At 63.1% G+C, this 19,781-nt stretch carries 23 protein-coding genes; 17 read left to right on the top strand and 6 right to left on the bottom strand.

The window, feature by feature from the left end; genetic code table 11:
* Positions 1-6 precede the first annotated feature (6 nt).
* A complete protein-coding gene (locus AAFP29_RS06155) occupies positions 7-480 on the top strand; it encodes a hypothetical protein (protein WP_419216470.1) in 474 nt (157 codons plus the stop codon).
* A 13-nt stretch (positions 481-493) separates the two neighbouring features.
* Here AAFP29_RS06155 and AAFP29_RS06150 read toward each other — a convergent pair whose 3' ends face one another.
* Positions 494-1,021: a helix-turn-helix domain-containing protein gene (locus AAFP29_RS06150; protein WP_419216469.1), complete on the bottom strand. Its 528-nt coding sequence runs from the start codon at positions 1,019-1,021 to the stop codon at positions 494-496.
* 51 nt (positions 1,022-1,072) lie between these two features.
* On the opposite strand from AAFP29_RS06150, the gene AAFP29_RS06145 reads away from it, so the two are divergent.
* Positions 1,073-2,230, top strand: a complete 1,158-nt coding sequence (locus AAFP29_RS06145; RefSeq protein WP_419216468.1) for a benzoate/H(+) symporter BenE family transporter — start codon at positions 1,073-1,075, stop codon at positions 2,228-2,230.
* Positions 2,231-2,233: 3 nt separating this feature from the next.
* Here AAFP29_RS06145 and AAFP29_RS06140 read toward each other — a convergent pair whose 3' ends face one another.
* Positions 2,234-3,088 (bottom strand): polyphosphate kinase 2 family protein, encoded by an 855-nt coding sequence (locus AAFP29_RS06140; protein WP_419216467.1) that lies wholly within the window; start codon positions 3,086-3,088, stop codon positions 2,234-2,236.
* 3 nt (positions 3,089-3,091) lie between these two features.
* Positions 3,092-3,877 (bottom strand): TetR/AcrR family transcriptional regulator, encoded by a 786-nt coding sequence (locus AAFP29_RS06135; protein ID WP_419216466.1) that lies wholly within the window; start codon positions 3,875-3,877, stop codon positions 3,092-3,094.
* A gap of 37 nt (positions 3,878-3,914) precedes the next feature.
* Here AAFP29_RS06135 and AAFP29_RS06130 point away from each other — a divergent pair, with 37 nt between their 5' ends.
* The 6 genes from AAFP29_RS06130 (at position 3,915) to AAFP29_RS06105 (ending at position 9,013) form a co-directional block, all read left to right on the top strand.
* Positions 3,915-5,273: a DUF445 domain-containing protein gene (locus AAFP29_RS06130; RefSeq protein WP_419216465.1), complete on the top strand. Its 1,359-nt coding sequence runs from the start codon at positions 3,915-3,917 to the stop codon at positions 5,271-5,273.
* Between the two features lie 155 nt (positions 5,274-5,428).
* Positions 5,429-5,962, top strand: coding sequence for a helix-turn-helix domain-containing protein (locus tag AAFP29_RS06125; RefSeq protein ID WP_419216463.1), 534 nt, complete (start codon positions 5,429-5,431; stop codon positions 5,960-5,962).
* 6 nt (positions 5,963-5,968) lie between these two features.
* Entirely contained in the window at positions 5,969-6,730 is a 762-nt protein-coding gene (locus AAFP29_RS06120) for a heparin-binding hemagglutinin (RefSeq protein WP_419216462.1), read from the top strand.
* A 107-nt stretch (positions 6,731-6,837) separates the two neighbouring features.
* Positions 6,838-7,152, top strand: a complete 315-nt coding sequence (locus tag AAFP29_RS06115; protein WP_419216461.1) for a DUF2516 family protein — start codon at positions 6,838-6,840, stop codon at positions 7,150-7,152.
* Entirely contained in the window at positions 7,145-7,921 is a 777-nt protein-coding gene (locus tag AAFP29_RS06110) for a MerR family transcriptional regulator (protein ID WP_419216460.1), read from the top strand. The genes AAFP29_RS06115 and AAFP29_RS06110 overlap by 8 nt, the downstream gene beginning before the upstream one ends.
* Positions 7,922-9,013 carry an alpha/beta fold hydrolase gene (locus tag AAFP29_RS06105; protein WP_419216459.1) on the top strand — a complete coding sequence of 364 codons (1,092 nt, stop codon included), beginning with the start codon at positions 7,922-7,924 and terminating at the stop codon, positions 9,011-9,013. It abuts the gene before it with no gap.
* A gap of 8 nt (positions 9,014-9,021) precedes the next feature.
* Here AAFP29_RS06105 and AAFP29_RS06100 read toward each other — a convergent pair whose 3' ends face one another.
* Positions 9,022-10,080 carry a UDP-N-acetylmuramate dehydrogenase gene (locus AAFP29_RS06100; protein ID WP_419216458.1) on the bottom strand — a complete coding sequence of 353 codons (1,059 nt, stop codon included), beginning with the start codon at positions 10,078-10,080 and terminating at the stop codon, positions 9,022-9,024.
* 106 nt (positions 10,081-10,186) lie between these two features.
* Here AAFP29_RS06100 and AAFP29_RS06095 point away from each other — a divergent pair, with 106 nt between their 5' ends.
* The 6 genes from AAFP29_RS06095 (at position 10,187) to AAFP29_RS06070 (ending at position 14,696) form a co-directional block, all read left to right on the top strand.
* Entirely contained in the window at positions 10,187-10,678 is a 492-nt protein-coding gene (locus AAFP29_RS06095; protein ID WP_419216457.1) for a DUF2505 domain-containing protein, read from the top strand.
* Between the two features lie 69 nt (positions 10,679-10,747).
* The gene (locus AAFP29_RS06090) at positions 10,748-11,257 is read left to right on the top strand and encodes a DUF2505 domain-containing protein (RefSeq protein ID WP_419216456.1); all 510 of its coding nucleotides are present in this window, start codon (positions 10,748-10,750) and stop codon (positions 11,255-11,257) included.
* A gap of 70 nt (positions 11,258-11,327) precedes the next feature.
* Positions 11,328-12,026, top strand: coding sequence for a class I SAM-dependent methyltransferase (locus AAFP29_RS06085; protein WP_419216455.1), 699 nt, complete (start codon positions 11,328-11,330; stop codon positions 12,024-12,026).
* Positions 12,027-12,036: 10 nt separating this feature from the next.
* Positions 12,037-12,834, top strand: a complete 798-nt coding sequence (locus tag AAFP29_RS06080) for a carbon-nitrogen hydrolase family protein (protein WP_419216454.1) — start codon at positions 12,037-12,039, stop codon at positions 12,832-12,834.
* Positions 12,835-12,880: 46 nt separating this feature from the next.
* Positions 12,881-13,909: a DUF2993 domain-containing protein gene (locus AAFP29_RS06075; RefSeq protein ID WP_419216453.1), complete on the top strand. Its 1,029-nt coding sequence runs from the start codon at positions 12,881-12,883 to the stop codon at positions 13,907-13,909.
* A gap of 43 nt (positions 13,910-13,952) precedes the next feature.
* The gene (locus tag AAFP29_RS06070; RefSeq protein WP_419216452.1) at positions 13,953-14,696 is read left to right on the top strand and encodes a hypothetical protein; all 744 of its coding nucleotides are present in this window, start codon (positions 13,953-13,955) and stop codon (positions 14,694-14,696) included.
* On the opposite strand, the gene purU is transcribed toward AAFP29_RS06070, so the two are convergent.
* Positions 14,693-15,592 (bottom strand): formyltetrahydrofolate deformylase, encoded by a 900-nt coding sequence (purU, locus tag AAFP29_RS06065; RefSeq protein WP_419216451.1) that lies wholly within the window; start codon positions 15,590-15,592, stop codon positions 14,693-14,695. The two genes, AAFP29_RS06070 and purU, sit on opposite strands and share 4 nt — an antisense overlap.
* A 26-nt stretch (positions 15,593-15,618) precedes the next feature.
* Here purU and deoC point away from each other — a divergent pair, with 26 nt between their 5' ends.
* Both deoC and AAFP29_RS06055 read left to right on the top strand, forming a co-directional pair.
* Positions 15,619-16,308 carry a deoxyribose-phosphate aldolase gene (deoC, locus tag AAFP29_RS06060; RefSeq protein WP_419216450.1) on the top strand — a complete coding sequence of 230 codons (690 nt, stop codon included), beginning with the start codon at positions 15,619-15,621 and terminating at the stop codon, positions 16,306-16,308.
* Positions 16,309-16,392: 84 nt separating this feature from the next.
* Complete coding sequence (locus tag AAFP29_RS06055) at positions 16,393-17,628, top strand: Ig-like domain-containing protein (RefSeq protein WP_419216449.1); 1,236 nt, start codon at positions 16,393-16,395, stop codon at positions 17,626-17,628.
* Positions 17,629-17,790: 162 nt separating this feature from the next.
* Here AAFP29_RS06055 and AAFP29_RS06050 read toward each other — a convergent pair whose 3' ends face one another.
* Positions 17,791-18,579, bottom strand: a complete 789-nt coding sequence (locus AAFP29_RS06050) for an SDR family oxidoreductase (RefSeq protein ID WP_419216448.1) — start codon at positions 18,577-18,579, stop codon at positions 17,791-17,793.
* Positions 18,580-18,612: 33 nt separating this feature from the next.
* Here AAFP29_RS06050 and AAFP29_RS06045 point away from each other — a divergent pair, with 33 nt between their 5' ends.
* Positions 18,613-19,764: an ROK family protein gene (locus AAFP29_RS06045; protein WP_419216447.1), complete on the top strand. Its 1,152-nt coding sequence runs from the start codon at positions 18,613-18,615 to the stop codon at positions 19,762-19,764.
* The last annotated feature ends 17 nt before the right edge of the window (positions 19,765-19,781 follow it).

The following is a 19,781-nucleotide window of genomic DNA, read 5'->3' as shown; positions in this document are numbered from 1 at the left end:
GCAACGATGATCAGTCAGGAGCATGAACTAGTCCTACCCGCGACGCGTGCGGAAACGATGGATATCTTGCGCGATGTCGAGGGCCTGGATCGATGGTTGCGACCGTATCTGCCGTCGTGGCCAACGATCCACACGCAGACGACGATTCTGGAGCGGACCGACACTGGCGCGCCGGCGCTGGTCAGGACAAAGACATCGTCGTTGGGAATCAAGGACGACGCCTTGGTTCAGTACGAATGGACCGCATCGGGCTGTACCACGAGCATTGTGCGGAGCAAGGTGTTACGGAATTCGGTCAGTGTTTTCGATATAGCTGAGCACGACGACGGAGCTGTGCTCTCGACCAATATGTCCGCTGAATTGAAGATTAAACTGCCCTGGTTGATCGAGCGTAAGTTCGAGGACCTACAGGAGACGTTCGCCCAGGCTGTACAACGTGCGTTTCTCGCCGAAGCCAGGCGGCGGGTAGACCTTCGCTGATCGGACGTGCAGGTCAGCCGGGAGAGTGAATGGTAAGTACGGCCAGCGTGCCGTCCGGACCGCCGCGATAGATGTGCACGACGTCGCTTGGCCACGACACGCTTTCGCCGGTATCGGCGTGCCGCTCGGCACCGATGGGGCCGGCGGTGACGGCGCCGGTGACCACATGCAGGTTTTCGACGACGCCGCGACCGTGTGCGGGGGAGGTGCGCAGCGCGTTGGGTGTGAGTCGGAGCCAGAACACTTCGGTAGTCGCACCGTTGGGGTGATGTTCGACATGCAGCAGTGCGACGTCGATCCCCGTTCCGGTGCCTTCGGTGCCAGATTGCTCACCCAGCAGTGCGGTAAGCGGAACGTCGAGTTGTCCGGCGATGGCGTAGAGCGTATCCAGCGTCGGGTTACGTTGTCCTGCTTCAAGTTCAGAGAGCGATCCCTTGCCAATGCCGGCACGACGGGCGAGTTCCGATAGCGAGAATCCGCGCTCGGCGCGCAGGTCGGCCACTCGGGCGGCCACCGCCCGGCGTATCTCGTCGTTGCTCATCACCCTAGTATCACTGTTCTGTTTACGGAACGGTGTGCCTATGATGTTTCCGTGCAGAACACTCAGCCCGTTGTCGCCGGTCTCGTTACCGCACTGGTGGGATTCACCTCGTCGTTCGTTGTGGTGATCGCCGGGTTGCGGGTGGCTGGTGCGAATCCCGCGCAGGCGGCGTCCGGTCTGTTCGTACTCACCGTGGTCTTCGCGTTGGGCATCATGGTCTTGAGTGTCCGATACCGGATGCCGATCACCCTCGCGTGGTCGACGCCGGGCGCGGCCATGCTTGCCGGGGCGGGCGCCGTGCCAGGCGGCTGGTCGGCCGCGGTCGGCGCGTTCCTAGTCGTTGGAATAGCGATGGTGGCAACCGGTTTCCTACCGTTTCTGAGTGATCTGGTCAGCCGGATCCCGACCTCCCTGGCGCAGGCGATGCTCGCCGGTGTCTTGATGATGCTCTGCCTGGCCCCGGTGAAATCCCTCAGCGAGCAGCCCTGGCTGACGTTGCCGATTCTGGCCGTGTGGTTGCTCGCGTTGCGGTGGGTGCCACGGTGGGCGCTGCCGCTGGCGCTGGTGTCGGCGCTGGTCGTGATCGGTGTCGACCTCTACGTTCGGGGCGTGGGGGTTCATCCGGCCGATGGCCAGAGCTGTTGGCCGACAGTCCAATTCACTATGCCGACATTCACGGTCGCCGCGCTGATCGGTACGGCACTGCCGCTCTACATCGTGACGATGGCATCGCAGAATGTGCCCGGAGTGGCGGTGCTGAAATCCTTCGGTTACGCGGCCCCGTGGCGGGCGTCGATGGCGGTCACCGGCGTCGGCACGATGCTCGCCGCGTGTTTCGGTGGCCACGCGATCAATCTCGCCGCGTTGTCGGCGGCGTTGGCGGCCGGTGATGACGCGGGTCCCGATCGGTCGCGGCGATGGATCGCTGGAGTCAGCGCGGGAGCAGTCTATGTGGCGCTTGCACTGCTGGCCGGGGGACTGACGGTGTTGACGGCCGTCGCACCGGCCGGACTGATCGAAGCCGTTGCGGGACTGGCCCTGTTGGGGACATTCGCTTCGTCGGTGGTTGGCGCGCTGGCCGATGAACAGGACAGGATCCCATCGGCGTTGACCTTCGTCACGGCTGGCGCGGGCATGACCATTGCCGGCATCGGTGGTGCGTTCTGGGGGCTGGTCATCGGCCTGGTCGCCCGCCGGGTGTTGCGGTGACGACTACTCCGAGGCGGCCAGTCGCTTCTTTTGCTCCTCGACGTCGAAATCCGCTGGCGGCCAGTCGAGGTTCAGACTTTCCAGCGCGGCGATCAACAATTCGCAGATAGCCAAGCGGGAGAACCACTTTCGGTTCGCCGGAATGATATGCCACGGTGCGTCGTCGGTGTCTGTGCGATCGAAGATCGCCTGATACGCCTCGAGATAGGCATCCCAGTACGCGCGTTCGTCGATGTCGGCGGGGTTGAATTTCCAGTACTTGTCCGGACGGTCAAGACGTTCGGTCAGACGCGCCTTCTGTTCGTCCTTCGATACCACCATCGCGCATTTGATGATGGTGGTGCCCTGCTCGGTCAGCTCACGTTCGAAGGTATTGATTATGTCGTAGCGAGCCTCCCATTCCGCTTGTGGCACAAGATTATGCACGCGTACGGGCAGCACGTCTTCGTAGTGTGAGCGGTCGAAGATCCCGATCCGCCCACGCGCGGGCAACGCCTTGTGAATTCGCCAGAGAAAGTCGTGCGCGAGTTCTTCGGCGGTTGGTTTGCCAAAGCCGGTGATAGCCAATCCCTGTGGATCGACCAGGCCGCCAACATGCCGGACGATGCCGCCCTTACCGGCGGTATCCATACCTTGCAGGATGAGCAGCACCGACCGCTGATCGCCGGAGCGACCATTCGCGTACAGCAGTTCTTGCAGGTCCGCGAGACGTTCGCCGCGCTCGGCGAGTAACTGTTCGCCGTCCGCCTTGTCGCCGTCGAATCCCGGTGTGGACTCCGGTTCGAATGCGGCGATCGGCCCCAAACCGTTGGCGCGCAATGATTTCCGGGCGGGTTCGGTCCACAGTGACTTGCTCATGGATCAGGAGCTTACCGGCGGTAGCGGCGGTGGTGCGGCAAAAAAGCGTTCTCGCGAGCCGTCGAATTGCGCGACGCCGACCGCAGCGCTCCAGAGCAGCATCGTGAGGTAGTCGATGACGTCCTGTGCCGAACTGTCGGTATCACTGGCAATCCACCAGTTCACCACGTTGCGCGTCGCTCCGACCACCGCGTGTGACCAGATGGCCGCACCCCGGACGTCGGATTCGCGTGCGGTGAGGCGAGCCGATAGGACCGCGGTGATGAGTTTGACGACGACCGCTTCGGGTTCGTCGAAGGCAGCCGTTGCGCGACCGCTCACGAAGCGGTAGACCTGCGGCGCGTCGGCGACGGTGGTGACGAATGCGGAGATGATGCCGCGAGTCTGATCGAATTCGGCCCGGTCTTCGACGATGGCTTGAAGCAGTCGGGGGAGCAAGGTGTTCTGAAAATACGATGCCGACACCGACCTGGCCAGATCGCCCTTGTCGGTGAAATACCGGTACAGGACGGTTTTGGAGACGCCGATATGTCCGGCTATCTCGTCCATTCCGGCGTGGGAACCGAGTTTGGAAATCGCGGCGATGGTGCCTTCGACCAACTGTTCTCGACGTTGAGTCTTATGCCGTTCCCACCGCTGTTTGCGACCGTCGCTCTCCGGCCCGCCCGACCGCGGCTTCGATGCCTCGGTCGCACTGATGAGTGCTTGTTCGATGCCGCGGGTGACATTCGCTGCTGCCGCCGCCGCGGCGCGGGCGGCCCCGACGGGGGTGGGTCTGTTGGGAGGCACCTGGTTAGCCTAGTGGGGATTCGGTAAGACTGGTTTCATGCAGTCTGGACCCTTACCCGAAAGCGTCACCGTCACCGGCGGTGACGCATCGCTTCCCGTTTTGCAGACATCCGCGCCGGGACTGTCGGGGTTGGGGTCGCCAGACGGCGACGCTCAACGACGTCGCGACCTGCGCAAAATGAAGTTCGTGGCGACCGGATTTCTGGTTTTCGCGGCGATCGTCTACCTGTTCACTCGTTGGCTGGAGAGTCGCGATGGTGCTGATGTCGCGGAGTGGGTCGGGTATGTGCGCGCGGCGTCGGAGGCCGGCATGGTCGGTGCGCTCGCGGACTGGTTCGCGGTAACCGCCCTGTTCCGCCAGCCGCTTGGCCTGCCGATTCCGCATACCGCGCTGATCAGAAAGAAGAAGGATCAGATCGGCGATCAATTGGGCGGGTTCATCGAAGAGAACTTCATGACACCCGATCTCATCGAGTCTCGTGCGACAGCACTGAATCTGCCCGGGCGGGTGTCGACATGGTTGGCCGATCCGGTCAATGCGCCACGGGTCGCCGACGAGGCGTCGCGGGCATTGACGTTGGCGTCGGAGATGTTGCGGGACGAGGATGTCGAACAACTCATCATGTCGGCGATCAGGTGGGCGGCCGAGCCGGAATGGGCTCCGCCGGTCGGCCGGATCCTGCAGCAGTTGATCGCCGAAGACCGCCTCGAACCAGTGATTCAACTCGCATGTGACAGAGCACACGATTGGGCGGTCGGTAGCCAGGAGTTGATCGATCGCGTTGTCGATCGGGACGGTCCGGCGTGGGCACCGAAGTTCGTCAATGTCCTCGTCGGCGATCGGATTCATCGCGAGCTCGTGGAGTTCACCGCGAAGGTGAAAACAAATCCGGATCACGACGTGCGGATCGCGATGCACGCCTACGCCGAACAGTTCGCCGATGAACTGCAGAACGACCCGGAGATCATCGCCCGATTCGAGGCGATCAAGACCGAGCTCGTTGGGCGCGACGAAGTGACCGGCGCGGCGTCGACGGCATGGAAAACCGGCAAGGCGGTGATTGAGCAGATGCTCGACGATCCGAACAGCACGTTGCGAAAGACGTTGTCCGACTCGGTGATTCAGGTCGCCACCCGGATCCGCGACGATCAGGGGCTACAGCAGAAGATGAATGGCTGGGTCGCACGCGTCGCGCGTCACGTCGCGACCAACTATTCACAGGAGATTATCTCGGTGATCACCGAGACGGTACGCGGCTGGGACGCCGAGGAGACCAGCCGCAAGATCGAATTACAGGTCGGCCGTGACCTGCAGTTCATCCGAATCAACGGTACCGTCGTCGGTGCGCTGGCCGGACTGGTCATCTATTCGGTCTCGGTGCTGTTCTTCGGCTGACACGCGCCCCGGTTGGAAGCATCGGCGAGGCATACCCAGAGTCGCTTGCGACGCAACATTAGGCGTCGATTGAGTACAACGCTAGCTCGGCGCTTGCATTTGTTAGCACCCTGGCTGATACTGACGATGACCGATAAGGGATGGAGTCGAACACGATGCCGGAATCGCCCGCAACCAAGCCTTCGACGTCGTCGTCAGCCGATGTCGACACGGATGCGAAGATCGGCGGTCCGGTGGACGCGGTGACGGCCGCGGCGTCGGATGTGGTTAATGCCGCATCGGATATCGGCGGCTTCATTCGGTCGCAGCGTGTTGCTGCGCAGGTGTCGCTCCGCCAGTTGGCGGAACGCGCAGGCGTCAGCAATCCGTACCTCAGCCAGATCGAACGAGGGTTGCGCAAACCTTCCGCCGATGTGCTGGCGCAGATCGCCAAGGGGCTGCGTGTCTCGGCTGAGGTGCTGTACGTCCGTGCCGGGATTCTCGAAGAACGTCCCGCGAGTCCAGTCCGAGACGCCCTGATCGCCGACGCGTCGATCAGTGAACGTCAACGACAGGTTTTGCTGGAGATCTACGAGTCCTTCCGGCACGAAAACAAGGGGTCCGGCGCCGGGAGCACAGCAAGCGGGCCGACTTTTACAGCCGCAGAGGCATCGCAAGCCGCAGTCAGCAATGACTCGACGAAGGAGTGAACTTCCATGACCGACAATCCATTCAGCAGCGCCGTGACTCAGGTGAGCGACCTTCTCGGTCAGCTGCGTGAGCGTGGCGAGACCGCCCGCGACCAGGCGCAGGCCCGCGTAGACGAGACCCGTGAGCTGGCCCAGACCAAGGTCGACGAGACCTGGGAACTCGCATTGGCGCGATTCGAAGAGGCCAAGGCCAAGCTTTCCTCCCTGCCCGTCGAACTGCCCGCCGAGCTTGAAGAGCTCAAGGCCAAGTTCAGCCCGGAAGAGCTGCGGAAGGTTGCCGAAGCGTATCTCGCCGTCGCGGCCGGACTGCTCACTTCGCTCTCCGAACGCGGTGAGGGTGTTGTCGAGAAGATCAAGGCCCAGCCGCTGGTCGAAGAGAACCTGCCGAAGCTGGAGAAGGTCTACCAGGATGCACTCGGTCTGACCGAAGACGCTCTCGGTTCGATCTCCGACCAGACCCGCGCCGTCGGCGAGCGCGCCGCCAAGCTGGCCAACTTGGCTGGAAACAAGGTCGACGCAGTCGCGTCCGACGTTGCCGACGAGGCTGCGAAGGCTCCGGCGAAGAAGGCCGCACCGGCCAAGCCCGCAGCCACCAAGCCCGCAGCCACCAAGGCCGCACCGGCCAAGAAGGCCGCTCCGGCCAAGAAGGTCGCTCCGGCGAAGAAGGCTGCTCCGGCCAAGGTCGCCGCCAAGAAGGCTGCACCCGCAAAGAAGGCTGCTCCGGCGAAGAAGGCTGCTCCGGCCAAGAAAGCCGCTCCCAAGAAGTAGATCTCACCCCGTGCCCATCGGGCTGAGCGCATCAATGTTGCCGGGTCGCATACGCGGCCCGGCAACACTGCGTTCGGCGAGGCGGCCGAGTAGTTAGAGTAGGTGCCGTGGACTTCCTTACCGTGTTGAATTACGCGCAGAACTTTGTGTTGCTGGCTCTGACCGTCGTCGCGGGCGTCGCGGCCGCGGTCGCGCTGGTTCACGCGGCGGTGCAACGCGCCGATGCGTTCCCGGCGGTTGATCGTCAGTCAAAAGTCATTTGGGTGTCGATCCTGGCCGCGGCCACTTTGTTCATCTGGTTGTTCGGGGCGGTGAGCTTCCTCGGCATCATCGCCGACGTCGCGATGCTCGTATACCTCGTCGACGTGCGTCCGCGGGTGGACAGCGTTCAGGGACGGTCGTGGTTCCGCAAGAATGGCTGAGTACCGTATCAACGACCTCGCCCAGGTTTCCGGGGTCAGTGTCCGCAACATCCGCGTCTACCAAGACCGCGGACTACTTCCCGCGCCGATCATCAAAGGTCGCACCGGCTGGTATTCCGACGAGCATCTGGTTCGCCTCAATCTGATTTCGCGCATGCTCGAGCGCGGCTACACCTTCGCGACTATCAGCGAGCTCCTACATGCCGCGCATTACGGCATGACCGTCGAGCATGTGTTGCGCGGTTCGCCGCGAGGCGGGCGCCTTCGTAGCCTGCGCCGCGCAGCGACGATCACGATCACCGAGCTTCGCAAGACCCTCAACGCGAGTGACCGGACGATCGCGCTGTCGCAAACCCTCGGCCTGCTGGCGAAGGACGGTGCTCAGTACGCGATTCGCAATCCGGAACTCCTCGAAGGCGCTGAGGCGTTGGTTCGCGGCGGTATCGACATCGACGCCCTCCTCGACCGGTGGTTACGGGTGGAAGCTGACCTCGCCGATGTCGCGCATAGCTTCGTCTCGATCATCACTGATCGGTATTTCGACGAGCGGCTGAGGGATATGAGCGACGTCGAGATCGCGAAGGTGGCCGGACTGATCCAGACCGTGCGGCCGATGGCCCACGAGATCGTGGAGACTACGTTCAGTAGGGCGTTGGACAAAGAGATCTCCCAAGCGGTCGGGATGGCGTCAAAGTATTTCGAGTCGCCGCCCGACGAGTTCTCCGCCGATGAGTCTTCCGACTCGGCGGCCAAGGAAAGTGATGAATAAGTGGCAAAGTCAGTGAAGATCAAGAATGTTGGCCTGGTTGCCGGCGGTGCGGCGGCGCTGGGAATCGGAGTCACCGCGGCCGGTGTCGTGACGGTGCTGGGCAGCCTGGTGCGGGCCGCGCTGAATTACACCGCCATCGAAGACGGACCCGACCCGCTGCTGGCAAAACCCGCTGTCGCACCGCGCCGCTCGACGGTCACGGCAGCCGACGGCGCCGCGCTCAATGTGCTGACCTACGGCCCTGAACCCTCGGCGAGCACCGGCGACGTCGTCGTCATGGTGCACGGCTGGACCTGTAACACCGACTACTGGCTGCCCCAGATCAATCATCTGCTGGCGACCGATCCGGGGCGCACCATCGTCGCCTACGACCAGCGCGGTCACGGCGATAGCACATTGGGACATGAGCGCACCACTGCCGAACTGATTGGCCGTGACCTCAACGCCGTCCTGGGGGCCGTATTGCCATCCGGCCGCAAGGCGGTTGTGATGGGCCACAGCATGGGTGGCATGACCATTCAGACCTGGGCGCAGCAGTTCCCCGACCAAGTGGCAGAACAGATTTCGCATATCTTCCTGGTGTCAACCGCGTCGGAGAAGATTCTCAGCAATATGCAGATCGCGCCGTCGACCATGCCGAGATTCGGTGAGCCGTTCCGCGTGCTCGCGGCATATCTCGTCGCATCAACCCCGGCGCCGACGCCGCGGGTGGCGGCCGGCGCCAAGATCGGCCAGTACATTTCGATGCGGGACCGGGCGCGAGCCGCCCACGTCGAATTCGTCGACGAGATGGTCAGCAGCTGCGACCGGATCGGTCGGGCGTCGTGCGGGTCTGCGCTGGCAAAATTCGACGCCGCCTCGGCATTGGACGCGCTCACCGTGCCGACCACCGTCGTCATCGGGACCGAGGACAAGTTACTTCCGCAAGTGCAATCAGATCTGATGGCAGATCGGTTACGGCGCAACGGTTTCCTGCACGACTACGTGGTGTGGGACAGCGTTGGCCACATGTCGAGTATCGAGGCGGGGGAGAAGTTCAATCAACTGCTCGACGCCGTACTCGCCGACAAAGCGGCCGAACTGGCGTCGTAGTCCGGGCGTCAGAACTCACACCCGACCAGGACCGGCTCGGGTGTGAGCCATACGCCAAATGCATGATGCACGCCGCCGCGCACGTCGCGGGCCAGATCGAGTAGTTCTTCGGTGGTCGCGTTTCCCCGATTCGTCAGCGCCAGAGTGTGTTTGGTCGACAAGCGGACTGGTGAGTCCGGTCCGGGATAACCGCGCGAGTAGCCCGACCGTTCGATCAGCCAGCCCGCGGACAGTTTAACGCCGTCGTCGGCTGCGTAGCGGGGGATGGTGATGTCGTCGCCGATGCGCTGATGGATCCGCGCGAAGACCGCCGCAGCCTCGTCGGCCGGCAGGATCGGATTGGTGAAAAACGAACCGGCACTCCAGGTGTCATGATCGTCGGCGTCGGAGACCATTCCCTTGCCGCGCCGCAGGCTCAGCACCTGGTCGCGAACCGCCGCAGCCGATGCCCGGTCGCCTTCGTTCACACCCATCGCCTGCGCCAACTCGCGGTAGCGCAACGGCTGCGAACGACCATTGTCGTTGAGCCACAACGACACCGACGTCACGATCCGGTCGCTGCGATGCTTAAGGCTGCTGGTGCGATAGCTCAACGCCAGGGCGTCCGGTCCGACGGTTGCGCTGGTACCCGACGCCCGGTCGTACAGCGTCACCTCGCGCAGGAGGTCAGCGATCTCCACGCCGTATGCGCCCACGTTCTGTACCGGGGTGGCGCCAGCGGATCCGGGAATACCCGAAAGGCATTCCAGCCCACCGAATCCGGCTTCGATCGTCGCCGAAACAACTGAATCCCAAGGCTTTCCGGCCTCGACGGTGACGAACGCGCGGCCGGCGTCGGAGCCGAGTTCCAGACCCGACGTCGCGATGACCACGGCGGTGCCGCGGAATCCATCATCGGCTATCACGAGGTTGGAGCCGCCACCGACGACCAATACATCGACACCATCGGCGTCGGCGTGACGCAGCGCTGAGATGACGTCGGGGGTGGTCGTCGCGCGGATCAATGAACCGACCGGCCCGCCGAGACGGAGCGTGGTCAGATCGGCCAGGCGAGGAGAATTCACCATCAGAGGCTAGCGCGAACGGTGCAATTTGCCGTCGGTCGGTGCGCTGTCGGCGAATACCGGGGAGTTGGACACACGTCGTGCTGGCCGATGTGATGGGATTGTTCGTATGGCGAGCACCTTGGAACACTCGGTCAGCTATCCCTTTTCCACCGAACGGCTCTGGACCGTAGTGTCCACCGAGCAATACTGGCACGACCTTCTCGAAGCGATTGGCCACGGCGGCCTGGACACCTTCACTCACGACGGCGATACCGTCACCGTCACGATGACGCAGACCGTCCCGGCAGACAAACTGCCGTCGATGGTGACCAAAATCCGTCCGGGTGACCTACATATCCCGCGTAAATCGGTCTTGCGCCGCCAGGGCGACATCATCGTCGGCGAACTGACCGCGACAGTCGACGGTGCGCCGGCCAAGGTCGACGGCAAGCTGTCGACGTCTGGTGCGCCAGAGTCGACGACGCGCTACACCGGAACGGTCAACGTCAACATCCCCTTCGTCGGCGGCAAGGTGGAAAAGGCCATCCTCGACCAGCTCATCGTGCTGCTTGACGCTGAGCAGGAGCACACCGTCGAATGGGAGCAAGCTCACCGCTGACGGCCGAAATGGCCGAAATGACCCGTGTCAATTGGGTTTAGGTGAATTGCGAGCGGTAACGTGACGCTTATGGCACGACGGCTCAGCTATTCAGCTCGATACAAGCATCCGGTGGAAAAGCTCTACGCTGCGCAGAGCAGCCGGCAGTACTGGGATGACATGATGGCGGGATTCCAGATGATCTCGCCGCATTGCGAAGTCGCGGAATTCGAATCCGGTGACGCCGGTATGCGGGTGGTGCTCAAGCAGACGATCGGTCGCGATCAGCTTCCGCCGCTGGCACAGACGGTGTTGATGAAAGATATGGTCATCACCCGCGAGGAGTCGTTCGGAGCATTCGACCCCGAGAAGACCACAGGCAACTACGACGCGTCGATTCCGGCCGGCCCGGGCAGCCTCAACGGATGGCAGGAACTGTTCCCCACCGAGACCGGGTGCACCATCCGCAAGACCTCCGAGGTCAAGGTCTTCATCCCGTTCATCAACGGCAAACTCGAGCAGATGATGTTGGTCAACCTCGTCGACCTGTTCCGTGCCGAGGCCGAGTACGCCGCGGACTGGGTCAACAAGAATCTCTGACCCTCGCCCATCGGGCCGCGTCACCCGCGGCACGACGAATATCAACCGGCTCCGCCGGGTGGATCGGTGGATGGCGTCGAGTCCGGCGGTTCTCGCCGCGCTCAACTCAACTCCATCGCCGCTGGCGGTGGACCTCGGTTACGGCGGCAGACCGCATACCGCCGTCGAGATGGCCGCTCGGTTGCGGGCCCATCACCCCGCATTGCGCCTAGTCGGCCTGGAGATTGATCCTGATCGCGTGGTGTCGGCCATCGACGGCGTCGAATTCGCGGTCGGTGGATTCGAATTGGCAGGTCTGCGACCACAACTGGTGCGGGCGTTCAACGTGCTGAGGCAATATGACGAGTCCGAGGTCGAGGGGGCATGGCGGCAGATGCAAGACGCTCTCGCCCCGGGCGGCGTGATAGTCGAGGGCACCTGCGACGAGATCGGTCGTCGCTGCTGCTGGATACTGCTCGACGCCGTCGGCCCACGGACCCTGACGCTCAGCTGGGCGCCCGAGCACACCGGTCCTCCCTCCGAACTCGCACCGCGACTGCCCAAAGCGCTCATTCACCGCAATGTGCCAGGCGAACGGGTGCACGAACTGCTCACCGTGGCCGATCGTTGCTGGACGATGGCGGCCGCACACGCATCATTCGGACAGCGGATTCGGTGGCGGGAAACGGTGCGCCTGATGCGCGTTGCCGGGGTACCGGTCGACGTCGCCCGGCGGACCACCCGAGACAATGTCCTCACCGTGCCGTGGGACGTCGTCGCGCCCGTCTAGGGTGAGTGTCATGCGTCTTGCCCTGGCTCAGATCTCCAGTGGCAGCGATCCTGCTGCCAATCTGGCGACGTTGAGCGCTGAAATCGAAGAAGCCGCAGCTCACGGTGTAGATTTGGTGATCTTCCCAGAAGCGGCGATGTGTCGATTCGGAGTTCCGCTGGCACCGGTCGCCGAGCCGCTCGACGGTCCGTGGGCGAGCGCGGTAGCCGAGCTGGCATCGCGCCATCGGCTCACTGTCATCGCCGGTATGTTCACGCCGGCCGATGTCGGCCGGGTCTACAACACGTTGCTGATCGCCGGCCCCGACGGCACGCGGACCGGCTATCACAAGATCCACCTCTACGATGCCTTCGGATTCGCTGAATCCGCGACCGTCGCACCGGGAGATCGCCTGGTCACCGTTGAGATCGACGGGCATACCGTCGGCGTCGCAACCTGCTATGACCTGCGCTTTCCCGATCAATTCGTGGCGCTCGCAGAATTGGGTGCCGAGCTGATCGCCGTCCCGACGTCGTGGGGATCAGGGCCCGGCAAATTGCATCAATGGCAGACCCTGGCGACCGCCCGTGCACTTGACTGCGCGTCGTATGTTGCCGCGGTCGGGCAGGCGTTGCCCGACGACGAGGAGATACGTGTGGGTAAGGCGCCGACAGGTATCGGGTTCAGTCAGCTCACAGATCCATTCGGTACCGTTGTATCGACCTTCGGTGAGACGGCCGCCACAGTTATCTTCGACGTCGACCTGTCCATCGTTGCTACGGCACGTGAGCGGCTCGGGGTCCTCGCGAACCGAACACCGATCCGCTGACCGAACCCCGGTGCACCGAGCGCCATACGAGGAGAACCGCCGGAACATGACCGACGAACCACGCGATGAGTCCACCGACCCCGACAAGTCGCCGGAGACCACGCAGCTTCCGCCGCCGCCGACCGACCCCTCGGCTCGAGCATATTCACAGGTACCCGAGGGTGCCGACGATGATTTCGTGCCGGTCGGCTCGACGGCGAGTTTCGGGAGCCCAAGCGAAGCGTTTGGAACCCCGCAACCGTCGGGTCAGTCCGAAAGCCCGCAGGTGTCCAATTATCCGCCGGCAAAACGGCATCTCGGCAAAATCATTGCACTGGTCAGCGTCGGGGTGGTGCTACTGCTGGTGATCGCCTTCGCAGGCGGGGAGCTCTATTTCCGGCACAAGGTCAAAGATTGTCTCTCGCAAGGGGTCAGCGAATTCACGGGTTCGGAAGCTGATGTGTCGCTGAGCGGAAAGCCAGTGCTCCTGCAGTGGATGTCCGGCGATATTCCGTTCGTGCAGATCGACACCAAAGATGCCGCCGATGCCAGCACGAAATTGCATATGCGGCTCGATAACCTGTCGCAGGATGGCGACACGTCGAAGGTCGGGTCGATCGCCGGTAACGGCTCGTTGTCCTTCGCACGTGTGATGGAACTGTCGAAGACCGGTGGGTTCGGCACCACACCGTCGTCGACGACGCCGGGTGAGACCGGCGGCTTGTCATCGAGTGACACGCAGATCACGAAGGTCGAAGGCAACGCCGCCGACGGAACCATCAAGATTGACTCGACGTACACGTTGGCGTTTATCCCGATTCCGGTGTCGGTCACGATGAAACCTGAGATCGCCGATGGCAAGATTTCGTTCAAGGTGACCAACGCGACGGCTGCAATTTTCGGTATCCCGTCGGATTTCGCGCAGGGCATCGTCGACCAGGTGTCGAAATCGATGTTCGACTCGATGTTTGACACGGTGAAGTTCACCTCGCTCAAGGTCACCGACACCGGGATCGACTTCGTCGTCGCCGGTGACAATGTCAGCCTCAAGCAGGATGTGTCGAGCCCGAGTGGAAGCTGCTCTTCCCTGTTCTGATCGCGACCGGTCGGCCGTCGGCCGCTGCGTTTAGACTGCTGCGATGACCCTGCTCGTCGCGCTGCTGCTCGCGGTTGCCTTCGTCGGTGGGGTGTTCCTCGCCGCCGAAGGCGTCGCGCGGGCAAAGATCGACGCGGCGGTGCGTGAACGGTGCCACGAGGCGGCGGGCTTGCCTACGGTGACGTCCTTCGGGCCGAAATCGATTATCTGGCAATCGCTTTCACGGTCGGTCGATTGGGTCGAGATTGCCACCCAGACGACGCCGGGTGATGTGACGATATCGCTACGGTTAGTCGGGATCACCGGTGACGACTCGACCTCGACCTTGGAGACCGTTGTCTGCCAGGGATATCTGCCGTATTCGCGAATCGTCGAATTCGTCAGTGAGCGTGAGTTATTCGGCTCGTCGCCGCATAAGCTCGTCCGCCTCAGAGGCAGTGCCGGCCGGCGCAGCATTCGAGTGGACATCGTTGCCCGCACGCCGGTGCTGGCATTGCCGTTGACCCTCACGATTCGCCCCGAATTCGGCGGTGAAGGTATCAGTTTCGTGGTGACTCGGGTGCACACACTAGTGTTCGGGTTGCCGACGCAGTTCGCGCAGGCAATCGTCGATGATCTCGGCAATACGCTGCGGACCGCCATCGAGCGATACGCCACCGTCGAGCAGATCATCGTCGGCGACGACGGCATCGAATTCGCGGCGCGAGGCGATCAGGTCGTCATCGCTGCCAATCTGACGCGGCCGACGCTGCGATGGCCGGCCATCCGCGAGTTGGTGAAGTCCTAGTCGAATACGACCGTCTTGCGGCCGTGTACCAAAATTCGGTCCTCCAGATGCCAGCGAACGCCGCGGGCGAGGACCAATGTCTCGATGTCGCGGCCCTGACGGACCATGTCGGCTGTCGAATCAGTGTGGTCGATGCGGGTGACGTCTTGTTCGATGATCGGTCCGGCATCGAGTTCGGCGGTCACGTAGTGGCAGGTGGCGCCGATCAGTTTGACGCCCCGGGCGAATGCCTGGTGATAGGGCCGCGCCCCGACGAAACTGGGCAGGAAGCTGTGATGGATGTTGATGGCGCGTCCGGCCCAGCGCTCGCAGAGTTCAGACGGCAGTATCTGCATGAATCTGGCCAGCACCACGGCGTCGGGCTCGACGGCGTCGACGATATCGGAGACCCGCGCGAATGCGGCCGACTTGTCGTCACCGAACGGGACATGATGAAACGGCACACCGAAACTGGTACACAGCTCGCCGAGGTCGGCATGATTCCCGATGACGGCACTGATCTGCGCTGGCAATTCGCCGCGGTTGGCGCGCCCGAGTAGGTCGATCAGGCAGTGACTATCCTTGCTGACCAGGAGGACGACCTTCTTCGGCTCGCGAGTGGACGTCAGTCTCCAGTCGGTCCGCGGGCCGAATTCTGCGGCGACGGTTTCGGCGAATCGGCCGCGCAGCTCCTCGAAGCCGACGGTGATCGAATCCGCCCGAACCGCCTGCCGGGTGAAGAACCACCCGGTCTCATCGTCGGAGTGATAGGCGGCTTCGGTGATCCAGCCGCCGGCATCGAGCAGGAAGGCCGAGATCCGTGCGACGATGCCGGTCTGGTCGGGACAACCCAACGTCAACACATATCGATCGCTGGCGTCGGGCTGCGAATTTTGCGGGGCGTCGGCGGCGGTCACCTAGTCAGTGTGTCAAGCTCGACTCCGTGACTTCGCCAAACCCCCGTTCCTTGACTCGATCCGACGTCGCCGCGCTGGTCGACCACACGCTGCTCAAGCCGGAGGCGACGCGCGCGCAAGCGCAGGCTACCGTCGCGGAAGCAGCCGAATTGGGTACCTACGCCGTATGCCTGTCGCCGTCGATGTTGCCCATCGACACCGGCAATCAGGTGTTATGCGTAGTAGCGGGATTTCCGTCTGGGAAGCACCATTCGCTGGTTAAGGCCGCCGAAGCGCGACTCGCCGCCGATTCCGGGGCACGCGAAGTCGATATGGTCATCGACGTCGGTATGGCCGTCGATCAACGTTTCGACGAAGTCTTCGCCGACATCCTGACGGTGCGTGAAGCGCTCGGCGACGCCGCGCTGCTGAAAGTCATCATCGAGTCGGCGGCGTTGCTGTCGTTAGCCGGCCCCGACACGGTGACCGAGGTATGTCGACGGGCGGAGCAGGCCGGTGCCGGATTTGTGAAGACCTCCACCGGTTTTCATCCGGCTGGCGGTGCGAGTGTCGAGGCAGTGCGATTGATGCGTGCCGCGGTCAGCGACCGGGTCGGGGTGAAAGCCAGTGGCGGCATCCGCACCGCGGAATTCGCCGCTGACCTGGTAGAAGCGGGCGCGACACGGCTAGGTTTGTCCGGTACGCGGGCGGTGCTCGACGGGTTTCCGGACGCCTGACTACACGACGTCGCGACTGTCGGCTGCGCCACACGCATAATTGCCGGCGCATGTATGGGGCCCGCCGCCGGTAAACTCGGTCCAATGAATGCCAAAGGGCCGACACGGCGCGCGGTACTCGCCGCGGCCGGGCTCGCGGTGGCCGGTGCAGCGGCCGCGTGTGCGACAGATTCCACGCCCAAAAAACCGACCGGACCACGTCAGCCGACCGTCACGTTGACCTTCTCGCCCGCACTCGATAGCGCGCCGCCCAACCCGACCGAGAAATTCTCAGTCACAGCGGGCGGCGGTGTACTCAATCCCGATGTGAAGTTGCTCAACGCTGCCGGCCATGCGGTTCCCGGAACCCTGTCGGACGATCGGATGACTTTCACCGTCAGTGTGCCGCTCGGGTACGGGACCAAATACACCTGGTCGGGCAGTGCGGTGGGCTATGACCGAGTGTCGCGGAAGTTGGACGGATCGTTCACCACGCTGGCGCCGAAGGAGAAGATCGGCGTCGTCGTGAATATCGCCGACGGCCAAGAAGTTGGCATCGCCGCACCGATCATTTTGAGATTCGATGGGACCGTCGATGACAAGGAGGCTGTCGAGAACGCGTTGACGGTCACCACGACGCCACATACCGAAGGCAGTTGGGCCTGGCTTGGTGAAGACAACGGGTCGCGGATTCACTGGCGCAGCAGGGAATACTTCGAACCGGGCACCAAAGTGCATGTGACCGCCAAGTTTTACGGACTCGACTTCGGTGGCGGCGCTTACGGTGATAGCGATGTCACCAGCGATTTCGTCATCGGCCGCGCACAGGTCGTGAAGGCCGAGGCGTCGTCGCATCAGATCGTGGTGATCCGCGGCGGTGCCACTTTGATGACGATTCCATGCAGCTACGGTCAGGGCGACGTTGACCGGAATGTCACTCGGTCGGGCATTCACGTGGTCAGTGAGAAGCACGCCGACTTCTATATGAGTAATCCGGCCGCGGGCTACTTCAATATTCGAGAACGCTGGGCGGTGCGCATCTCGAATAACGGTGAGTTCATCCACGCCAACCCGGAAACCGTTGGCGTACAAGGTGCTTCGAATGTCACCAACGGCTGCATCAATCTATCGCTGGCAAATGCCGAGCAGTATTTCGCGACTGCGATCTATGGCGATCCGGTTGAGGTGACCGGCACTCGTATCGATCTGTCCGAAGCTGATGGCGACATCTACGACTGGGCGGTCAGCTGGGAGACCTGGAAGAGTTGGTCGGCGGTCAAGGGCCAGGCGCCGTCGAAGACTGCGCCCGCGACGCCGAAGGGCGCACCGGTGCCGCGGTAGGCGGTCGGGTTCGAATGTCGCTGGCTGCGCCCCCAACCGCTGGTCGAGTGCCGGAGTTCGGTGGCTGCGCCCCCAACTCGCTGGTCGAGTGCCGAGGAGCGCTAGCGACGAGGTGTATCGAGACCCCGCAAGCCAGCGAATTCCACTGTCCCACAACACAAACTACTTGTTGTTCTTGATATTTCGTCGCGCGTTCGCCTGATCGCGAGGCTTGATGACGATCTGGTCGAGATTGACGTGCGGTGGGCGCGACGCAACGAATCCGATCACCTCGGCGATGTCGTCGGCGGACAGTGGCGTCAGACCTTCGTAGATCGCATCGGCCTTGGCCTGGTCACCCAAGCGTACGACGGAGAATTCGGTCTCCACCATGCCCGGTGCGATTTCGGTCAGTCGTACCGGCTGCCCTAGCAACTCGAGCCGTAGCGTCCGGTGCAGCAATGCCTGGGCATGTTTGGCCGAGGTATAACCGGCACCGTTGTCATATGCCTCCAAAGCCGCGACCGAGGTGACGGTGACGATCAAGCCGTCTCCGGAGGAGATCAGCGCTGGCAGTAGGCTTTTGGTCAGACGAAGTGTGCCGAGTACGTTGGTTTCCCACATCCAGCGCCACTCGTCGAGGTCGGCTTCGGCGACCGATCGCACGCCTTTAGCGCCACCTGCGTTGTTGACCAGAATGTCGACTCGGTCGAGTCTTGCGATGAAGTCGGTCACCGACTGCTGGTCGGTGACATCGAGTCGATAGCCGCTGCCGCCGATCTCGTCGGCGAGCTGTTGGATGCGGTCGAGGCGTCGTGCGCCGACGACCACGTGATAGCCCTGCGCGGCGAGTAAGCGCGCGGTGGCCTCACCGATACCTGAACTGGCTCCTGTTACCACGGCAACACGACGTTCGGAAGGGTTAGCATCAGCCCTGATTGCAGATCGATCGTCAGATGAGGCGGAAGTCATGAAACCAGCCTAGTCACTGCTAGATTCGTGGCCATGTCGCGTTCCGGTGTAGTCGCTGCCGAGCTGCACGTGGGTTCGGTGCCCGCTGCTGCTGTTCTTCAAGCCGTTCGTACCGGTGGGCCGATTACCCGCGATCAACTTGTTCTGGCCACCGGCCTGTCGGCTGCGACGGTGAATCGACAGCTTCACGCACTCACGAGGGTGGGGCTGACTGTGGAACGACCCGACCTCGTCGATCCGGGCAGCATTGGGCGCCCGAAGAATCCGCTGACCACCGACCGCGACAAACTATGCGTCGCCGGCATGCATATCGGCGCCAAGCGCACCCTGCTGGCTATCGCTGACATCGGCGGCCGAACCCTCTACAGCCACGCGGTGGCCACACCGAGTGGCGATGGAAATGACGCGATCAGCCAATTGTCCACGCAGCTAAGCGAATTAGCGGATCGATTCAGTGGGCGCCGGCTCATGTGGGGCGGCGTGGCCCTGGGCGGCGACGTTGACGAACATTCGGGTGTCGTCGACCATCCGGTACTCGGATGGCGGCGGGTTCCGGTTGGGCTGCGCCTCACCGAAGCCCTCGGTGTGCCGGTGTCGGTGTGTGAGCATGTGCAGGCGATGGCCGCGGCCGAGCTTCTCCTTGGATTCCCGCAAGACGGCGGCGGCACCGGACTCTTCTGTTACGCGCGCGAAACCGTAGGTATGGCAATAACATTCGACGGCAAGGTGCGGGTGCCCGCGCGGGGTGCTGGGACGATCGCGCATCTGCCGGTTGACGCGCCGTTGCTGGCGGCAGATGCCGTGCAGGTGTCGCCGCTGTCGACGACCTTGCAGGACGTTATCGGCTCGGAGGCATTGCAGGCCGCCGCACTGCGTAGGGGGCAGACTCCCGAAGATCACGAACTGCTTGATGAGCGTGCCCGGGTACTCGGACAGTCGTTGGCGATGATGCGTGATGTGCTGAATCCGGATGCGATTGTCGTCGCGGGTGATGCGTTCGCCGGACATCCGCGCGGGCTGGCGCCGATCCAGGCTGCGTTCGACGCTGCGAGCCATACGCCCTGGCCGTTGGAGCTGTGTCCGTCGAGATTTGGGCTACGAGTGCAGGAGGGTGCGGCGATCGTGGTGGCGTTGAGCGTGTTGTACGCGGATCCGATTACGTCAGTGACGCTTTCGGCTGATTGAGGGCGTGCCCGCCCGGG

Source organism: Gordonia sp. CPCC 205333, assembly GCF_048537885.1.
Taxonomy (GTDB): domain Bacteria; phylum Actinomycetota; class Actinomycetes; order Mycobacteriales; family Mycobacteriaceae; genus Gordonia.
The sequence above is the reverse complement of the archived record's forward strand: the minus strand, read 5'-3'. Positions and strand labels throughout refer to the sequence as shown.